Source organism: Micromonospora mangrovicola, assembly GCF_047200535.1.
Lineage (GTDB): Bacteria > Actinomycetota > Actinomycetes > Mycobacteriales > Micromonosporaceae > Micromonospora.
On sequence record NZ_JBJZOG010000007.1, the window covers coordinates 14,690 to 30,760 of the forward strand.

Below are 16,071 nucleotides of genomic sequence, written 5' to 3' on the forward strand. Positions count from 1 at the left end.
CATTCAAGCTCCTGGGATGTCTTTGAGGGCGCTGGAAGCGTAGCCGTAGGCGTCCGCATCGAGCAGCACCATGTCCTGGCCCTCGATGTCCAGGCCGCGGAAGCCCGGCGGGAATGGCATGGCCATGTGCTCGGCCATCATCTGCGACAGCGCGTCGAGCCTCTCTTCGAACATGCGGCAGATCCTGCCACCGTGATCTTGAACGGCGGACCAAACCGTCAAACGCCCTGGTGGCCGGCCCGCACCCGACGACCCGGTGTGAAACGTCCGGCCGCCCCGGGTCTCTTCACCCATGAGACGCGGCAGCTTCTTCTCCTGCGAGACTGCCGGCATGCACCAAGCCACGGGGTGCGGCCCGCGCACCAAGCAGGAGGAGGCACCGTGAATGACGACGAGCTCGCCGCCTCCTTGGCGGCCCACCTGGACCGACTCACCTTCGTGGACCGGTCGATCGACGAGGTCACCGCGCTCCTCGTCGACGCGGTCGCCGCGTGGGGCGAGGCCCAGGGCTTCCGGGTGTACCGGCGCGCCGCGAGTGTCGTGCCGCTGCCCGCGCCGTACCAGAACCGGCACTCGGTCGTGGACGTCGCCTGCGCCCGTCGCGCCGGTCGTCCCGTGGTGATCGAGGTGGACCGCACCGACCGCCGGCGCACTGTGGAGAAGCTGCTCGCCGAGGCTGACGCCGGCCGGGTCGCGCTCTGGGTGCGCTGGGGGCCGGGACCGTTCGCCGCGCCGCCCGCGCCGGTCCGCCTCGTCACCTGCGAGGTCACCGTGCGCCACCACCGGCACTCGCGACTGCCGACCCGCCCGGCGCCACACCATTCAGCGCCAGCCAGCACGGCCGTCGAGCCGGTCGAACTGCCGCTCCCCTCAGACTGACCGCCACTCCCCCGAGCGGGGACGACACTTGAGACACGGCATCTGCTGGAACCGCTGCCACAGTCGGTGCCGCCAGGTCACGGCCCGTTGGCGCACCGACCGCCGGCTCGACCGCCATCACCGACCGAGCGGGGCCGTCATCCGCTACGCAGCATCTGGCCTGCGCGGTCCCAGCGACCTCGAGTGCCGGCGGATCTGCCCGCTTGTCGGGTGCGGATCAGATGGTACGCAGCCAGCCGAGGGTCTTCATGGTGGCGAGGCTGGTCGCCTTGAGACCGGCGTCGGAGACCGTCCAGAGCACTCCGTCCACCACCAGTGACCGGCGGATCTGCGCCAGCTCACCGGGCCGTCCCGTGCCCTGCGCGTGGTCGACCGTGCCGACCTCGGTGAACCCGTCGTCGTCGACCCGCAGAGCCAGCGCCACGTTGCTCGGCAGGCCGGGGCGGCCCGCGACGTTCCGGTCGTTCACCGCACCGGGGCGGCTCACGGCGCCGGTGCCGTAGACGGTCAGTGGGACCACGACCAGGCGTTCGGCCGGCCAGTAGAGGAACGCGTGCGGGTCGAACTCCGCCTCGGAGTGCCCCTGCTTGACGTGGTACCGGGCGATACGGGTCGGCTTGGCCGGATCGGAGACGTCGAAGAGCGACAGTTGGGTGCCCTGGACCCGGCCCTGGTCGGACGCTTCCTGCCCGACGCCGAGCAGTCGTCCTTCGCCGGCCGGGTGCAGGTACGCCGAATATCCGTTGATCTTCAGTTCGCCGCTGACCTTCGGCGCGGTCGGGTCACGCAGGTCGAGGGTGTAGAGCGGGTCGGTCTGGCGGAAGGTGACGACGTACCCGGTAGCGCCGACGAACCGTACGGCGTGGATCCGCTCCCCCTTCCCCAGTCCGGTGACCTTGCCGACCTGGGTCAGCGTCGTGCCGTCGGCGCGCAGGGCGTACACGCTGGACGTCGAGGCGGGCTTGGGGCCCCAGGTACGACCGCTGGTGGTGGCCACGCGCAGGTGCCCGTCCCACTCCGACATGGCGTACTGGTTGATCAGCCAACCGGGTACGGACGCGGCGGCGACGTACCGCGGGGCGCCCGGGCCCGAGGTGTCGAACTGGTAGATCTCGGTGGTCTCGTCCTTGGGGTCGGGTGCGGCGTTGCGCGCGGTCAGCATGGGCAGCACCCGCCAGCGCTGGTCGTTGGCGACGTACAGCCGGGGTCCGTTGCTGTAGACGGTGTCGCCGTCGGCGAGCACGGTGACCGGGTCGCCGGCGCCGAGCGTGGCCGCGCCGAGGTCGAAGCTGAGCACGGTCAGCAGCGAGGTGCCGGAGTAGCTGGCGGGCCGGCTCACCCGTTCGCAGCCGACCCGTCCCGTGCTGGTCCGTCCACCGGAGGTGACCTCGTACCGGGGCAGCCAGTCGTCGGCGGTGGCATTGTCGATGATCTCGCGGTTGGCGGCGGTGCGCTGCTCGTCGGTGGCCCGTTGCCGGTCCGGGAAGTTCAACCGGGGCGAGGAGCGGATCACGACGCGGACGGTCGTGCCCACCTGGCGGGCGTCCACCAGATTGCCGTCGATCCGGTATTCATCGACGATCTTCGGCGGGCCGGAGAGGTCGACCATGATCAGACGAGGGCCGGCGATGTCGTCGTCCGGCGGTACGGAGCCCCCGTCTGCCGGCACGGGACGCCCTCCCTCGGGGACGGCGGGTTTCGCGATCCCGGCCCACCCCTGGCGGAGCAGCACCAGCGCCCGGTCACCCTGCAGCAGCAGGCTGTCGGCGGCCCCGCCGAACTCTTCGGCACCGGGTGTCAGGTTCAGTTCCCCGGTCAACCGGCGGGTAGCCGGGTCGATCACGTACAGCTTGCCGTGGTTGACGGTGACGATCCGCCTGCCGTCGGTCTTGACCAGGTCCGGCTCGTCGACCCCGGCCTCGTGGGTGTTGGTGCCCGAGTAGCCGGAGTCGGCAGCCTTGGGCGCCGCGCCGGGCGGGACTGCCACGCTGGGACCGGACGCCGCATTCGCCCGCATCGCTCCGGCTTCTTCCGCCCAGCCGAAGTTGCTGCGCCCGTTCGGCCCGAACCCCCACGGCCCGACGTAGGCCTTGGCGGCCGTCTTCAGCTGCTGCAGCGCCTCGGCACAGGAGTCGAACGCGACGAGCCGGAACCCGCCGGCGGACACGTGCCGATCACGTGCTGGGTCGGGAACCGGCTTCGCCGTACAGCCAGCGACCATGGCCAGGCCGGCGACCACGGCCAGACCCGTGACCCGAGCTGGAGTCACGACTCGGGGGAGGCGCCCGGCGGCCGGCTGACGGATGCTCCTACCTGTCATGGTCCTACGACGTGTCAGCCTTCGGCCTGGTTCCCGGCCCGGGGCAGCTGCCGCGCCGCCGTGGGCGGGCAGTTGGCTTCCGCTGTACGGACCTCGGTTAGGGTCAGGCAGTCGCCGGAGGCATCGGTCCCCTTCCCAGGGAGTTCTTGGATGAGCACGAGCCCGTCATCGAGTCCCGGCCTTGTCGCTGGCATACCTGCCGGCGATGCGGGGCCGGTGGTGGTGCCGGTTCCCCGGGCAGGTGCGACACCGCCGGTCAGCCGTAGCGGCAGGCGCGCCGCGACGTATGCGCACCGCGGGTCGTCCGGGATGGCGCCGGAGAACACCGCAGCCGCCTTCGAGCTCGCGATCGCCGAGGGCGCCGACTACGTCGAGACCGATGTGCAGCTCAGCGCCGACGGGGAGCTGGTGATCATCCACGATGTGACGCTCGCCCGCACCACCGACGCCAGGCTGGCGTTTCCGGACCGCGCACCCTGGAACGTGCACGACTTCACCCTCGCCGAGCTGAGAAAGCTGGACGCCGGGGGGTGGTACGACGCCGGATTCACCGGCCAGCACATCCTCACCTTCGACGAACTGCTCGATCTGCTCGGGGGTCGGGTCGGCCTGAACCTTGAGCTGAAGTCGCCCGCGTTGAATCCAGGGCTGGCGCACGCGGTCGTCGCTCGGCTGCGCCGGCGTGGCGACTGGATCGAGTCGGGCGCCCGGCCGCAGCCGCTGATCGTCGGGTCCTTCGACGAGCAGGCCCTCCGGGACTTCCATGCGCAGCTGCCCGATGTCCCGGTCGCGCTGATCAGCTACGACGTGCCGACGGGCGAAATGCTCACGGAGCTCGCCGGGTGGATTTTTTCGGTCAACCCGGACGTACGCCGGCTGCGGCCCGACGACGCTGCCCGCGTCATCGAGGCAGGCATGGCCCTCGTGCCCTGGACGGTCGACTCGCCGGAGCTCTGGCGGTGGGCCCTGGACCTCGGCGTCGACGGCATGATCACCAACTACCCGTACGACCTGAAGAACATGCTGCACGGCCGCGACCCGGTGCCCGGTGCGGCGGGCGTGGTCATCGAGGACGTCGTGTACCACTCCCCCGGCGACGAGCCGCGGCGGGCCGGCGAGCACGTCGTACTACGCAACGTCTCCGACCAGCCGGTGGACGTCAGCGGCTGGTACCTGCGTAACCAGGCGTCCGACCGGATCGTGGTGGGCGACGGCTACGTCATCCCGCCGGGCGGGCTGCTGCGGGTGCACACCGGTCCGGGTATCGACGACGCGGCCACCCACCACAACGGGCGCACCACCGCTGTCTGGAACGACAGGAACGGCGACTCCGCCGGGTTGCACCGCGCCGACGGCACGATCGTCGACCTGTACGCCTACGTCGTCTGAGCCGACGGGCACTCCGAGCCCGTGCGGCCCGGTTGAGCATCGACGAAGCGGGGCCGGCTCCGACGGAGCCGGCCCCGCTCGCTGAGGTGTCCCCTCGGCGGTGGCGTGGTGGTCAGCCGACAGATTTGTTGTAACTGTCGATCGCGGCCTGCACGCTCGCCGCGGCGTCCTTCATGGCCTGGTCGGCCGGCTTGCTACCGACGATCGCCGCCTCCAGGCCGTCCTCGGAGGCCTTGCGGGCCTGCGGCATCACGCCGAGCAGGCAGCCGGCCGACGCGACCGACGGCGGCAGCGAGTGCAGCTGGTCCACGGCGGTCTTGAACTGCGGGTACTGGGCCACCCAGTCCTTGTCGATCTGCTCGTCCAGGGCCTTGGCGTTGACCGGCACGTAGCCGGTGCCGGTGTGCCACTTGGCCTGCTGGGTCGGGCTCACGGCGAACTTCACGAACTCCCAGGCGGCCCGCTTCTCCTTGTCGCTGTGTCCGACGCCGTTGATCCACAGCGAGGCGCCACCGATGATCGGCCCGCCCGTCGCCGAGCTGCTCGCCTTCGGGTACGGGGCGGTGAGCACGGTGAACTTGCCCTTGGCCGCCTCGACGTAGCCGCGCATGGCACCGGTGGACTCCAGATGCATCGCGACCGTGCCGGCCTTGAAGGCGGCCTGGGCGTCGTCGGTCTTGCGGCCGGTGTTCGTCGCGTAGCCGCCCTTGACCAGGTCCGTCCACCACTGCGCGACGCGCACGCCGGTCTCCTGGTCGAACTGCACCTTCGTGGCAAGGCCCTTGCGGCCGTTGCCGTTGTCGCAGTACTCCTTGCCGTCGGTGGCGATCAGCTGCTCCAGCAGCCAGCCGTAGATGGCGGCGCCGAAGCCGTACTGGATGGTCTTGCCGCTGGCGTCCTTGACGGTCAGCTTCTTGGCCATCTCCCCGATCTCGTCGAGGTTCTGCGGCGGCTTCGTCGGGTCGAGGCCGGCCTTTACGAAGGCCTCCTTGTTCAGGTACAGCAGCGGGGTGGAGGTGTTGAACGGCATGGACTGCAGCTTGCCGTCGATCGAGTAGTAGTTGGCGATGTTCGGTTCGATGTCGCCCGCGTTGAACTTGTCCTTGTCGATGAACTTGTACATCGGCACGGTCTGCTTGGAGTCGACCATGAAGCGGGAGCCGATGTCGTAGATCTGCACCAGCGCGGGAGTGTTCTTCTGCTGCACCGAGGCCTTGTACTTGGCGATCGTCTCGTCGTAGTTGCCCTGGAAGATGGCCTTGACCTCGACCTTGCCACCGCTCTGGGCGTTGAAGTCGGCGACCAGCTGGTCGATCGCCGCGGCGTTGGCGCCCTTCATCCCGTGCCAGAACTCGATGGTGGTCTTGTCGGTGGCCTTCTCGAGCACCTCCGCGCCCGGCGCGTCGAGCGCGTCCTTGCCGGAGTCGTTGCCGGACCCGGAACCACCGCACGCCGTCAGCGCGGCGGCGGCTACCAGGGCGACGAATGCGCTCATGCTCCGGCGGAACCTAGGTTGTCTCACAAGTTCTCCTCTTCACGAGTTAACGCAGCGCGCCGGCGGTGAGGCCGCGGACGATGTAGCGCTGACCGAAGAGCACGACGGCCAGCGTGGGAAGCAGGGACAGCGCGACGCCCGCGAGGACGAGGCCCGGTTGCGCCACCTCGGCGTCGTTGAGTTGGGAGATGCCGATCTGGAGCGTCTGGTACTCGGAGTCGCGGATCAGGATCAGCGGCCAGAAGTACTGGTTCCACGCCGAGAGGAAGACGTAGACCCCGACCGCCGCGATCGAGGGCTTGGACAGGGGCACGATGACTCGCCACAACAGGCGCCAGTGACCGCACCCGTCGATCACCGCGGCGTCCCGCAACTCGGTCGGGAACTGCAGGAAGGCCTGTCGCAGCAGGAACGTGCCGAACGCCGAGGCGAGGAACGGCAGCACGAGACCGAGATAGGTCAGTCCACCCCGCGCCAGACCCCAGCCGGAGATGGCCAGGTAGTTGGGGATGATGATCGCTTCCCACGGCACCATGAGGGTGGCGAGGAACAGACCGAATGTCACCGCCTTCGCCGGCAGGCGAAGGAACGCGAAGGCGTACGCGGCCAGGATGCTGGTGACGATCTGGGCCGCCGTGATGGCCCCCGCCTGGATGGCGGAGTTGACGTAGAAGCGACCGAGCGGCACCGAGCGGAAGACGTCGCTGATGTTCTGCCAGTAGAGCTCGTGCGGCACCAGCGCGGGCGGATAGGTCGCCAGGTCACCGGGGCCCATCACGGCGCCGACGAAGCCGTAGTAGATGGGGAACAGGACCGGGATGGCGGCCAGGCCGAGCACGACGTAGACGGCGGCCTGCCCCAGACTGAGCTTCTTCATCGATAGTGGACCCGCCGCTCGAGGATGCCGAACTGGACAGCCGTGCAGCCGAGCATGACGACCAGCAGCACGACGGCCTGAGCGCTGGCTGATCCGAAGTCGGAGGACCCGAAGGCGAACGCCTTCTCGTAGATCGAGTAGACCAGCGTCGTCGTGGCCTGGTCCGGGCCGCCCTTGGTCAGGATGTGGATCTGCCCGAAGCTCTGCAACGCGTGAATCGTGGACACCACGACGAGGAAGAACAGTTGTGGGGAGAGCAACGGCACGGTGATCCGGGACGCCAGCCGCCAGCCCGTCGCGCCGTCCAGCCGCGCCGCCTCGACCACCTCGGGCGAGATCGCCGCGACGCCGGCGGAGAGCACGAGGACGTTGTAGCCGAGGTTCATCCACACCGTCGCGGCGCAGACGGCGGGCAGTGCGATCGACGGGTCGGTGAGCCAGTTGACCCGGTCGATCCCGAGGGATCCGAGCAGGCCGTTCGCCACGCCGATCGCCGGGTTGTAGATGACGGCGAAGACGACCGACGCGGTCGCCACCGAGAACGCGAACGGCAGCGCGAACGCGGTGCGCAACACCCGTACGCCGCGGATACGCGCCTCCAGCAGCAGCACCACGAAGAGCGCGCCCAGGACGGCCGGCACCACCGAGAACAGCGTGAACAGGCCCGTCGTGGCCAGCACCTTGCCGAACTCGGGCGACAGCATCTCCCGGTAGTGCTCCGCACCGACGTAGACCGACGGCGCGCCGAAGAGGTCGTTGCCGTGCACGGACAGGTACAGGGTCCGCCCCAGCGGCCAGAACATGAACAGCGCGAAGACCACGACCGACGGCAGCAGCAGCAGCCACCCGAGACCGGATTCGGAGAAGCGCCCCGGCTGCCCACGTCGGACGGTGGAGCGTGTGGACTCTGTGGTCGGGGCGCGGTCATCCCGTGGGGCGCTGACGGTGCGAGGGGGTGGCACGGCAGCACAGTACCAACGGTATGGACCGAAAGAAATCCTTCCATGCAGGACCCGCGGCTGGAAGTTCTTTCCAGAAGTGGGCGGCCTCCCCCACTTCGACCGCCCTCTCGAGCACGGTGTGATCAGCCAGTGCCACCAGGATGCGGGCCAGTGCTCCGTCCTTTGGGGCGATGCGCTACCTCACTCTGGGAGCAGTTTCTTGTGTACGCAAAGTAATCAGACAAACCCGAGGTCAAGGCGTTACAAGATTGTTTCTTGACGCAAAAAAATAACAGGGCGACGCTCTCCGGCATGACGCGAACGCAGCAGACGCCGCTGCTACCCCCGGTGGGGGACGCCACCGCAGCCAACGTCTTCATGACGGTGCTGACCCGCGGCCCGATCGCCCGGTCCGAGATCGCCTACACCCTCGGGCTGTCTGCCGGAACCATCTCCCGCTCGACCAAGCCGCTACTCGAGGCGGGATACCTGATCGAGGACGGCGCGGCGGACAACTCCCGCCCCGGCCGGCCGACCATGCCGCTGCGGGTCGTCGCCGAGCGCGAGTTCGTCATCGGCGTCAAGCTGACCGGCGACCACCTGGTCGGCGTCGTCGTCGACCTGTTGGCCAACGTCCGGGCCAGCCGCGAGGTGTCGCTGACCGCCACCGACGTCGACTCAGTCGTGGCCGCTCTCGCCGGGCTGGTCGCCCAGTTGCGACTCGCCGTCGACGGCCCGATCACCCGGCTGGGCGTGGGCCTGGGCGGACACGTCGACCCCGCCGCCGGGACGGTGCGCTACGCGCCGTTCCTGGACTGGCGCGATGTGCCGCTGGCCAGGATCCTGTCCGCCGCCACCGGCCTGCCGGTCGTCGTCGAAAACGATGTCAACGCGTTGACCGTGGCCGAGCAGTGGTTCGGTGCCGGCATCGACGTACCGTCGTTCGCCGTGGTCACCATTGGTGCCGGCGTCGGCTGCGGGCTGGTGCTCAACGGGGGCCTCGTGCACGGTGCCAGCGGTCTCGCCGGCGAGCTCGGCCACATACCGCTCGACCCGGCGGGCCCGCCCTGCCCGCGCTGCGGCAACACCGGATGCGTCGAGGCGGCCGTCGCCGACTCGGCCATCGTCGGCCGCATCACGCAGGCGAGCGGCCGCGACGGCCTGGACATCCTGGCCGCAGCGCAGCTGGCTCGCACCGGCGACGCCGCGGCGGCGGCCGCGTTCACCGCCGCCGGGCAAGTGCTCGGCCGGGCCCTTGCCACCGTCGCCAACCTGCTCAACCCGAACCGGATCATCCTGTCCGGCGAGGGCCTGGCCGCCAGCGACCTGTTCGAAACCGCCGCCCGGCAGGCCTTTTACACCCACGCCTACGGCTCGGCCGGCGACTGCGAGCTGCTGACCCGGCCGCTGCCCGACGACACCTGGGCGCGCGGCGCAGCGGCCGTCGCCATCCAGCACCTGTTCGTCGCACGGGCTCCCGGCCGCTGATCCTCCACCTGCCCGCATCCGCTCCCCCACACCCCACCCCCAAGGAGATCCACGATGCACACGGTCCTGTCCCGCCGGCGCCTGCTCGCGGCGGGTATCGCCACCGTCGCCCTGGTCGGCATGTCCGCCTGCGGCGAGGACGCCAAGCCGGCCGCCGCCGACGGCCCGGTATCCGGCAAGATCACGTTCTGGCACGCGTACAGCGCCGACTCCCAGGAGGTCAAGGCGCTGCGCGAGGTCATCATCCCGGGCTTCAAGGCCAAGCACCCGGGCACCGAGGTCGTCGAGGTCGCCGTGCCCTACGACACGTTGCACCAGAAGCTGATCACCGCTGCGGCCGGCGGCACCCTGCCCGACGTGGTCCGCTCCGACATCGGCTGGGTGCCCGAACTCGCCAAGCTCGGCGTGCTGGAGCGCCTCGACAAGGCCATGCCCGACTACCAGAGCTTCGCCGACAAGGTCTTCCCCGGCGCCCTGACCACCAACCGCTACAAGGGTGGCTACTACGGCTTGCCGTTGGACACCAACACACGGGTGCTGATGTACAACGCCGACACCCTGGCCAAGGCCGGTGTCGCCGGCCCGCCCAAGACGTTCGACGAGCTCAAGGCGCTGGGTGACAAGCTCGCCGGGTCGAAGACCGCCGCCTTCACCGACAACGGCCTCAGCGGCTGGAACGTCCTGCCCTGGATCTGGTCGGCCGGTGGCGACATCACCGACCCCGATTACACCAAGGCCACCGGCTACCTGAACTCGCCGCAGACGCTGGCGGGCGTGCAGCTGCTGTTCGACCTGTACGGCAAGGGCCAGCTCGGCAAGGGCGTGCTCGGTGGCACCGGTGCCGTTCCCAACGACCAAGGACTGGTCAAGGGGCAGTACGCCACGATCATGGACGGCCCGTGGATGTTCCCGATCTTCGCCTCGACGTTCCCGGACTTCAAGCTGCGGACCTCGCCCGTGCCCGCGGGTCCGGGCGGCAGCATCAGCGTCGTCGGCGGCGAGGACGTCGTGGTCATGAAGAGCTCCGCCAACAAGGCGCTCGCCCTGGAGTTCACCCGCTATCTGCTGTCGGACGAGGCCCAGCTCGCCATGGCCAAGGTCGGCCAGATGTCGGTGCTGAAGAACCTTGACGTCACCTCCGTCGACCCGAACTACGCTCCGTTCGTCGAGCAGCTCAAGACCGCCAAGCCGCGGCCGGTCGTGCCGGCCTGGCCGAAGATCGACGACCTGCTGCAGAAGAAGCTGCAGGCCGCCTTCCGCGGCGAGATGACACTGCAGCAGGCGCTCGACTCCGCCGCCGCCGAGATCGACAAGCTGCTGGCATGAGCAGCGAACTCCTGACGGTGCCCCGGCGCGAGCGCGCCGGGGCACCGCCCCGGGTTCCGTCGCGGCGACGCCGGCGGATCGCGGCGACGCCGTACCTCTTCCTCGCCCCGGGCTTCGCGCTGTTCGTCCTGGTCATGCTGTGGCCGATCGGCAGGGCCGCGCAGATCAGCCTGTACGACTGGAGCCCGATTCCCGGCGCGGACAACCTGTTCGTCGGGCTGGAGCACTACCGCCACGCGCTGACCGACCCGGATCTGCGGCTCGGATTCGTCAACGCCGGCATCTACATGCTCGTCACCGTGCCCGCCCAGATCGTCATCGGGCTCGCACTCGCGCTGCTGCTGCACACGAAACTGCCCGGGCGCGCCCTGTTCCGGGTGCTGTTCTACCTGCCGGTGGTCACCAGCTGGGTGGTCGTGTCGCTGCTGTTCCGCTACCTGTTCGCCGACGAGGGCGTCCTCAACTGGGTCATCGTCGACGTGCTGGGCCTCAGCGACACCCCGCCCGGATGGCTGGGCTCACGCTGGACCGCCCTGTTCGCGCTGTGCGCCCTCGGCATCTGGAAGGGCATCGGCTGGACCGCGATCATCCTGCTGGCCGGCCTCCAAGGCGTGCCCGGTGAGCTGTACGAGGCGGCCTCCGTGGACGGCGCCGGCTACCTGCGCCGCACCTGGCACGTGACCCTGCCCTCGCTGCGTCGCAATCTGATGTTCGTCAGCGTCCTGCTCGTCATCGGCAGCTTCAACGTGTTCATCTCCGTGCTGCTGATGACCGGCGGCGGCCCAGGCGGGCAGACCGACATGCCGCTGACCTACCTGTACCGGCAGGCCTTCGAGTACCTCGACTTCGGCTACGCCTCCGCGATCGCCTTGATCATGACGGTGCTGGTGCTGGTCCTGTCCGTGATCCAGACCGTCGCCTTCGGCCGCGCCGACAAGGAGTCACGATGATCCACCACCCGCAGGGCCTGCACCGCCTCCGGGTCGGAGCCCGACTGGCCGTGCTCAGCATGCTCGCCGTGCTGATGATCGCGCCGTTCGCGTACATGCTCGCCACCTCGTTCAAACCCAACCGGCTCGCGTTCGAGTGGCCGCCGCAGTTTTTGCCCGACCCGTTCACGCTCGACAACTACGTCACCGCGTGGGCCGGTAACGACTTCGCCCGCTACTTTGGCAACTCGCTGCTGGTCGCCACGGTCACCACGGTGTCCACCACACTGCTGTCGGCGATGGCCGCCTATGCCTTCGCCCGCTTCCGCTTTCCCGGCCGCACCCTCACCTTCTGGATCATGATGCTGGGGCTGATGGTGCCCGGCGTGGTCATCCTGATCCCGCAGTTCGTGCTGGCCCGCAGCCTCCACCTGACCGACTCGCTCTCCGGCCTGGTCGTCTTCTACGTCGGTGGCGGCATCGCATTCAACACCTTCCTGCTGCGCGGCTTCTTCGAGCAACTTCCGCACGAACTCGACGAGGCCATGATCATCGACGGCGCGGGCAGTATCCGCCGCTTCGCCGCCCTCTACCTGCCGCTGTCCCGCCCGGCGCTGGCCACCTCCGCGGTGTTCGGGTTCTTGGGCGCCTGGGACGAGTACTCCTGGGCACTCACCACCATCAGCGATCCCGACAAGCAGACCCTGCCGCTGGCGATCGCCCGCTTCCAGGGCCAGCACGCCACCAGCTGGGGGCTGGTCTTCGCCGCCTCGGTCATCGCCCTCATCCCGGTCGTCCTGATCTACCTGATCGGCCAGCGCCACTTCATCTCCGGCCTCGCCGCCGGTGCCGTCAAGTCGTGAGAGGAACCCGCATGCTGCTGCCGGACAAGGCGACCTACACCCCGGGCGAGACGATCCGGGTGGAGCTGCCCCCCGCCCCGGCGCCGCGGCGCCTCGCCGTCGAGCACCTCGGCCGCCTCGCCGCCGAGGTCGACGTCGCCGCCGGGCAGAGCGAGGCCGAACTGCCCGCGCTGGCCGAGGGCGGATACAGCCTCACCCTCACCGGACACGGTGACGACCTGCACAGCGCGGTCGAGGTGCTGGCCAACCCGACCGAGCGGCTGCGCTACGGGTTCGTCGCCTCCTACGCCCCCGACCGTGACGTGGAACCGGTCGCCCGACTGTTCCGGAGGCTGCATCTGAGCGCCTGCCAGTTCTACGACTGGGCCTACCGCCACGCCAACCTCGTCGGCCCGGCCGTCTACCGCGACCCGCTGGGCCAGCCCGTATCCCTCGACACGGTGATCCGCATGGCCGCGCGGCTGCGCGCCACGGGCACCGCCCCGCTCGGGTACGCCGCCGTGTACGCCGTCGGTCACGACGAGTGGCCCGCCTGGGAGCACGCCGCGCTGCTGCAACCCGACGGCCAGCCGTACAGCCTCGCCGACTTCCTGCGCATCGTCGACCCCGCCGACCCCGGCTGGCTTGCACACTTCACCGCCGACCTGCGCGAGGCCGCCGACGCGGCCGGATTCGCCGGCTTCCACCTCGACCAGTACGGCTTCCCCCGCCGGGCCGTGCGCCACGACGGCACCCGCGTCAACGTCGCCGCCGCCTTCGGCACCCTGCTGGCGGCCGTACGCAACGCCCTGCCCGACGCCACGCTGATCTTCAACAACGTCAACGACTTCCCGGCCTGGGCCACCACCACCGCGCCGCAGGACGTCACCTACACCGAACCGTGGCAGCCCCACGACGACCTCGCCGACCTCGCCGCGATCGCCACCCGCGCCCGGCTCCTCGCGCCGCGGCGCCCGGCCGTGCTCGCCGCCTACCAGACCGCCTACGACAAGCTGCCGGCCGCCGCCGCCGAGACCACCAACCGTCTCACCATGGCCACGCTGTTCTCCCACGGCGCCACTCAGCTGCTGGCCGGGGAGGCCGGCAACGTGCTGGTCGACCCGTACTACGTGCGCAACCACACCGCCGAGCCCTCCACGCTGGACCTGCTGGCCCGCTGGTACGACCTGCTCGTCGCCGCCGGCGACATCCTGCTCGCACCGGGCCTGGCCGACATCACCCGCTCCGTCACCGGCACCCTCAACGACGAGATCGACGTGCACGCCGACGTCGTCCCGATCCGGCACGACGCCGTCCCGGGCGCGGTCTGGCGCCGCGTGGTGGACACCCCGCACGGCCAGGCCGTCCACCTGATCAACCTCACCGGCCAGGCCGAGGCCGGGTGGGACACCGCGAAGGAGCCGCTGCCGCCGGTCACCGGCCTGTCCCTGCGCATCCGCCGCACCGGCGACAGCCTGCCGATCGTCCGCGTCGCCGACCCCGACCGCGGGCCCACATTCACCACCGTGGACGTCAGCGCCGACGGCAATCACGCCACCGCTGCGCTGCCGCCGCTACACGCCTGGCAGATCGTCCTCATCTCCGACCAGTGACCCTGCCCGGTGCGGCCGGCCACCCGCCGACCACACCGACCCGCACCACCCGACAAGGAGCCAGCACCATGACCACGGCCGCCGCGGCACCCGCCGCGACCACCGACACCGGACTCCAGCCCTGGTGGCGTGACGCCGTCATCTACCAGGTGTACCTACGGTCCTTCGCCGACTCCGACGGGGACGGCGTGGGGGACCTGCCCGGCCTCACCGCCCGCCTCGACCACCTGAGCCGCCTCGGCGTGGACGGCATCTGGCTCAATCCCTGCTACCCGTCACCCGGTGCGGACCACGGCTACGACGTCGCCGACTACACCACCATTGACGTCCGCTACGGCGGCATGCCGGCGTTCGAGAAATTCCTCGCCGCAGCCCATAAGCGCGGCCTCAAGGTGCTGATGGACGTCGTGCCCAACCACTGCTCCGTTGACCACGCCTGGTTCGCCGAGGCGCTGGCCGCGCCGGCCGGCTCACCCGCCCGCGAGCGCTTCCACTTCCGCGACGGCACCGGCCCCGGCGGCAGCCTGCCACCCAACAACTGGACCTCGGTCTTCGGCGGCCCAGCCTGGACCCGCGTCGCCGACGGCCAGTGGTACCTGCACAGCTTCGACTCCAGCCAGCCCGACTTCAACTGGGACCACCCTGACGTCGCCAAGCACTTCGAGGAGGTGCTGCGGCTGTGGTTCGACCGGGGGGTCGACGGGTTCCGCATCGACGTCGCGCACATGCTGTTCAAGCACCCCGAGCTGCCCGACTGGCCCGACCTCAGCCACTACAACGGCTATCAGCAAAATCGGCCCGAGGTGCACGAGATCTACCGCCGCTGGCGGGCGCTGGCCGACTCGTACGGCCGGGACCTCACTCTCATCGGTGAGATCTGGGTGCCGACCGTCGAGGATCTCGCCGCGTTCCTGCGCCCGGACGAACTGCCCCAGGCGTTCTACTTCGATCTGCTCGTCACCGGCTGGGACGCCAGCGCGTTCGCGGACTCCATCACCCGGGGCCTGCAGCAGATCACCGCCACCGGCGCCGTCATCACCTGGACGCTTGCAAACCACGACGTGCACCGCGCGGTCACCCGCTACGGCCTCACCGCCGTCGACCCGACGGCGGTGCGCAACCCAGCCCGGCTGCGCGGCCCGGTCGACAACGACCTCGGCGAAGCCCGCGCCCGCGCCGCGCTGCTGCTCCTGCTCGGATTGCCCGGCTCGGTCTATCTCTATCAGGGTGAGGAACTCGGCCTGCCCGAGGTGCAGGACCTGCCGGACGACCTGCGCCAGGACCCAACCTGGTTCCGCTCCGGCTTCACCGAGCACGGCCGCGACGGCTGCCGGGTACCGCTGCCGTGGCAGGCCGAACTGCCCGCGTTCGGGTTCAGCCAGACCGGCCAGGCGTGGCTGCCGCAGCCCGAGTCATTCGCCCGGTACGCCGCGCAGACGCAGTGGGACACCCCCGGCTCCACCCTGCGCCTGCACGTCGAGGCGCTGCGGGTACGCCGGGAGCTGGGGAAGCGTCGCAACGGCGAGCTCTCGTGGCTCGACGCGTCCGGCCGCGACGACGTCCTGGCGTACCGCCACGGCGCGCTGACCTGCGTGACCGTCTTCGGCGACGAGCCGTTCAGGCCGCCAGCCGCATGGGGACGCGCGGTGTGCGCCTCGGCGCCGCTGGTGGACGGCGCGGTGCCCGGCTCGGCGACGATGTGGCTGCTGCCGGACTGACCGTTGTGGAGCAGGCCCGGCACGATTGCGGCCCGCTCACGAGCCGCCACTAGGCGGTTAGTACTTCAACGTCACTTGGCTTTGGCGTTGGGCGTGGCGCGGGCATGAGGACGGCCACCGCGTTGATCATCGATGGTTTGTGAGGACAACCGAAGATCGTGCGGTGGCCGCGTGCCACAGCGTAGACCCCGCCGGATGGCGGGTCATCCTCGACGAGGCGGTGACGCGTGTCGCTGACCGGTTCGCACGGGCGG

Annotated in this window: 13 protein-coding genes; 8 read left to right on the plus strand and 5 right to left on the minus strand. The window is 70.0% G+C overall.

The genetic code is table 11. From position 1 onward, the window contains the following. Positions 1 to 3: 3 nt before the first annotated feature. Positions 4 to 174, minus strand: coding sequence for a hypothetical protein (locus ACL02O_RS04685; protein ID WP_412816693.1), 171 nt, complete (start codon positions 172 to 174; stop codon positions 4 to 6). A gap of 207 nt (positions 175 to 381) precedes the next feature. Between ACL02O_RS04685 and ACL02O_RS04690 the strand changes: the two genes are divergently transcribed. Beyond that, entirely contained in the window at positions 382 to 879 is a 498-nt protein-coding gene (locus ACL02O_RS04690) for a hypothetical protein (RefSeq protein ID WP_412816694.1), read from the plus strand. Between the two features lie 217 nt (positions 880 to 1,096). Here the strand turns inward: ACL02O_RS04690 and ACL02O_RS04695 are convergent, their stop codons facing one another. Next, on the minus strand, positions 1,097 to 3,100 hold the full coding sequence (locus tag ACL02O_RS04695; RefSeq protein WP_412816798.1) for a beta-propeller domain-containing protein: 2,004 nt from the start codon (positions 3,098 to 3,100) through the stop codon (positions 1,097 to 1,099). 249 nt (positions 3,101 to 3,349) lie between these two features. Between ACL02O_RS04695 and ACL02O_RS04700 the strand changes: the two genes are divergently transcribed. Then, positions 3,350 to 4,588: a glycerophosphodiester phosphodiesterase family protein gene (locus tag ACL02O_RS04700; protein WP_412816695.1), complete on the plus strand. Its 1,239-nt coding sequence runs from the start codon at positions 3,350 to 3,352 to the stop codon at positions 4,586 to 4,588. 112 nt (positions 4,589 to 4,700) lie between these two features. On the opposite strand, the gene ACL02O_RS04705 is transcribed toward ACL02O_RS04700, so the two are convergent. The 3 genes from ACL02O_RS04705 to ACL02O_RS04715 are packed head-to-tail and all read right to left on the minus strand — an operon-like array spanning position 4,701 to position 7,922. After that, positions 4,701 to 6,083 carry an ABC transporter substrate-binding protein gene (locus ACL02O_RS04705; protein ID WP_412816696.1) on the minus strand — a complete coding sequence of 461 codons (1,383 nt, stop codon included), beginning with the start codon at positions 6,081 to 6,083 and terminating at the stop codon, positions 4,701 to 4,703. Positions 6,084 to 6,129: 46 nt separating this feature from the next. Beyond that, the gene (locus ACL02O_RS04710) at positions 6,130 to 6,960 is read right to left on the minus strand and encodes a carbohydrate ABC transporter permease (RefSeq protein WP_412816697.1); all 831 of its coding nucleotides are present in this window, start codon (positions 6,958 to 6,960) and stop codon (positions 6,130 to 6,132) included. Beyond that, complete coding sequence (locus ACL02O_RS04715) at positions 6,957 to 7,922, minus strand: carbohydrate ABC transporter permease (protein ID WP_412816698.1); 966 nt, start codon at positions 7,920 to 7,922, stop codon at positions 6,957 to 6,959. Before ACL02O_RS04715 ends, ACL02O_RS04710 begins: the two co-directional genes overlap by 4 nt. A gap of 291 nt (positions 7,923 to 8,213) precedes the next feature. On the opposite strand from ACL02O_RS04715, the gene ACL02O_RS04720 reads away from it, so the two are divergent. The 6 genes from ACL02O_RS04720 to ACL02O_RS04745 all read left to right on the plus strand — a co-directional run bounded on the left by ACL02O_RS04720 (position 8,214) and on the right by ACL02O_RS04745 (position 15,817). Beyond that, positions 8,214 to 9,389 (plus strand): ROK family protein, encoded by a 1,176-nt coding sequence (locus tag ACL02O_RS04720; RefSeq protein WP_412816699.1) that lies wholly within the window; start codon positions 8,214 to 8,216, stop codon positions 9,387 to 9,389. Between the two features lie 54 nt (positions 9,390 to 9,443). Continuing rightward, complete coding sequence (locus tag ACL02O_RS04725; RefSeq protein WP_412816700.1) at positions 9,444 to 10,715, plus strand: extracellular solute-binding protein; 1,272 nt, start codon at positions 9,444 to 9,446, stop codon at positions 10,713 to 10,715. Beyond that, a complete protein-coding gene (locus tag ACL02O_RS04730) occupies positions 10,712 to 11,665 on the plus strand; it encodes a carbohydrate ABC transporter permease (protein WP_412816701.1) in 954 nt (317 codons plus the stop codon). The genes ACL02O_RS04725 and ACL02O_RS04730 overlap by 4 nt, the downstream gene beginning before the upstream one ends. Continuing rightward, a complete protein-coding gene (locus ACL02O_RS04735) occupies positions 11,662 to 12,507 on the plus strand; it encodes a carbohydrate ABC transporter permease (protein ID WP_412816702.1) in 846 nt (281 codons plus the stop codon). The genes ACL02O_RS04730 and ACL02O_RS04735 overlap by 4 nt, the downstream gene beginning before the upstream one ends. Before the next feature lie 11 nt (positions 12,508 to 12,518). Next, positions 12,519 to 14,099, plus strand: coding sequence for a glycoside hydrolase family 66 protein (locus ACL02O_RS04740; protein WP_412816703.1), 1,581 nt, complete (start codon positions 12,519 to 12,521; stop codon positions 14,097 to 14,099). Between the two features lie 68 nt (positions 14,100 to 14,167). Continuing rightward, positions 14,168 to 15,817, plus strand: coding sequence for a glycoside hydrolase family 13 protein (locus ACL02O_RS04745; RefSeq protein WP_412816704.1), 1,650 nt, complete (start codon positions 14,168 to 14,170; stop codon positions 15,815 to 15,817). The last annotated feature ends 254 nt before the right edge of the window (positions 15,818 to 16,071 follow it).

What these genes read in the sequence shown, in the direction of transcription:
- ACL02O_RS04735 (WP_412816702.1), top strand. Translation starts at nt 11,662, where the DNA reads ATGATCCACCACCCGCAGGGCCTGCACCGCCTCCGGGTCGGAGCCCGA.
- ACL02O_RS04710 (WP_412816697.1), bottom strand. Translation starts at nt 6,960, where the DNA reads ATGAAGAAGCTCAGTCTGGGGCAGGCCGCCGTCTACGTCGTGCTCGGC.
- ACL02O_RS04685 (WP_412816693.1), bottom strand. Translation starts at nt 174, where the DNA reads ATGTTCGAAGAGAGGCTCGACGCGCTGTCGCAGATGATGGCCGAGCAC.
- ACL02O_RS04740 (WP_412816703.1), top strand. Translation starts at nt 12,519, where the DNA reads ATGCTGCTGCCGGACAAGGCGACCTACACCCCGGGCGAGACGATCCGG.
- ACL02O_RS04745 (WP_412816704.1), top strand. Translation starts at nt 14,168, where the DNA reads ATGACCACGGCCGCCGCGGCACCCGCCGCGACCACCGACACCGGACTC.
- ACL02O_RS04695 (WP_412816798.1), bottom strand. Translation starts at nt 3,100, where the DNA reads ATGGTCGCTGGCTGTACGGCGAAGCCGGTTCCCGACCCAGCACGTGAT.
- ACL02O_RS04705 (WP_412816696.1), bottom strand. Translation starts at nt 6,083, where the DNA reads ATGAGCGCATTCGTCGCCCTGGTAGCCGCCGCCGCGCTGACGGCGTGC.
- ACL02O_RS04725 (WP_412816700.1), top strand. Translation starts at nt 9,444, where the DNA reads ATGCACACGGTCCTGTCCCGCCGGCGCCTGCTCGCGGCGGGTATCGCC.
- ACL02O_RS04730 (WP_412816701.1), top strand. Translation starts at nt 10,712, where the DNA reads ATGAGCAGCGAACTCCTGACGGTGCCCCGGCGCGAGCGCGCCGGGGCA.
- ACL02O_RS04700 (WP_412816695.1), top strand. Translation starts at nt 3,350, where the DNA reads ATGAGCACGAGCCCGTCATCGAGTCCCGGCCTTGTCGCTGGCATACCT.
- ACL02O_RS04720 (WP_412816699.1), top strand. Translation starts at nt 8,214, where the DNA reads ATGACGCGAACGCAGCAGACGCCGCTGCTACCCCCGGTGGGGGACGCC.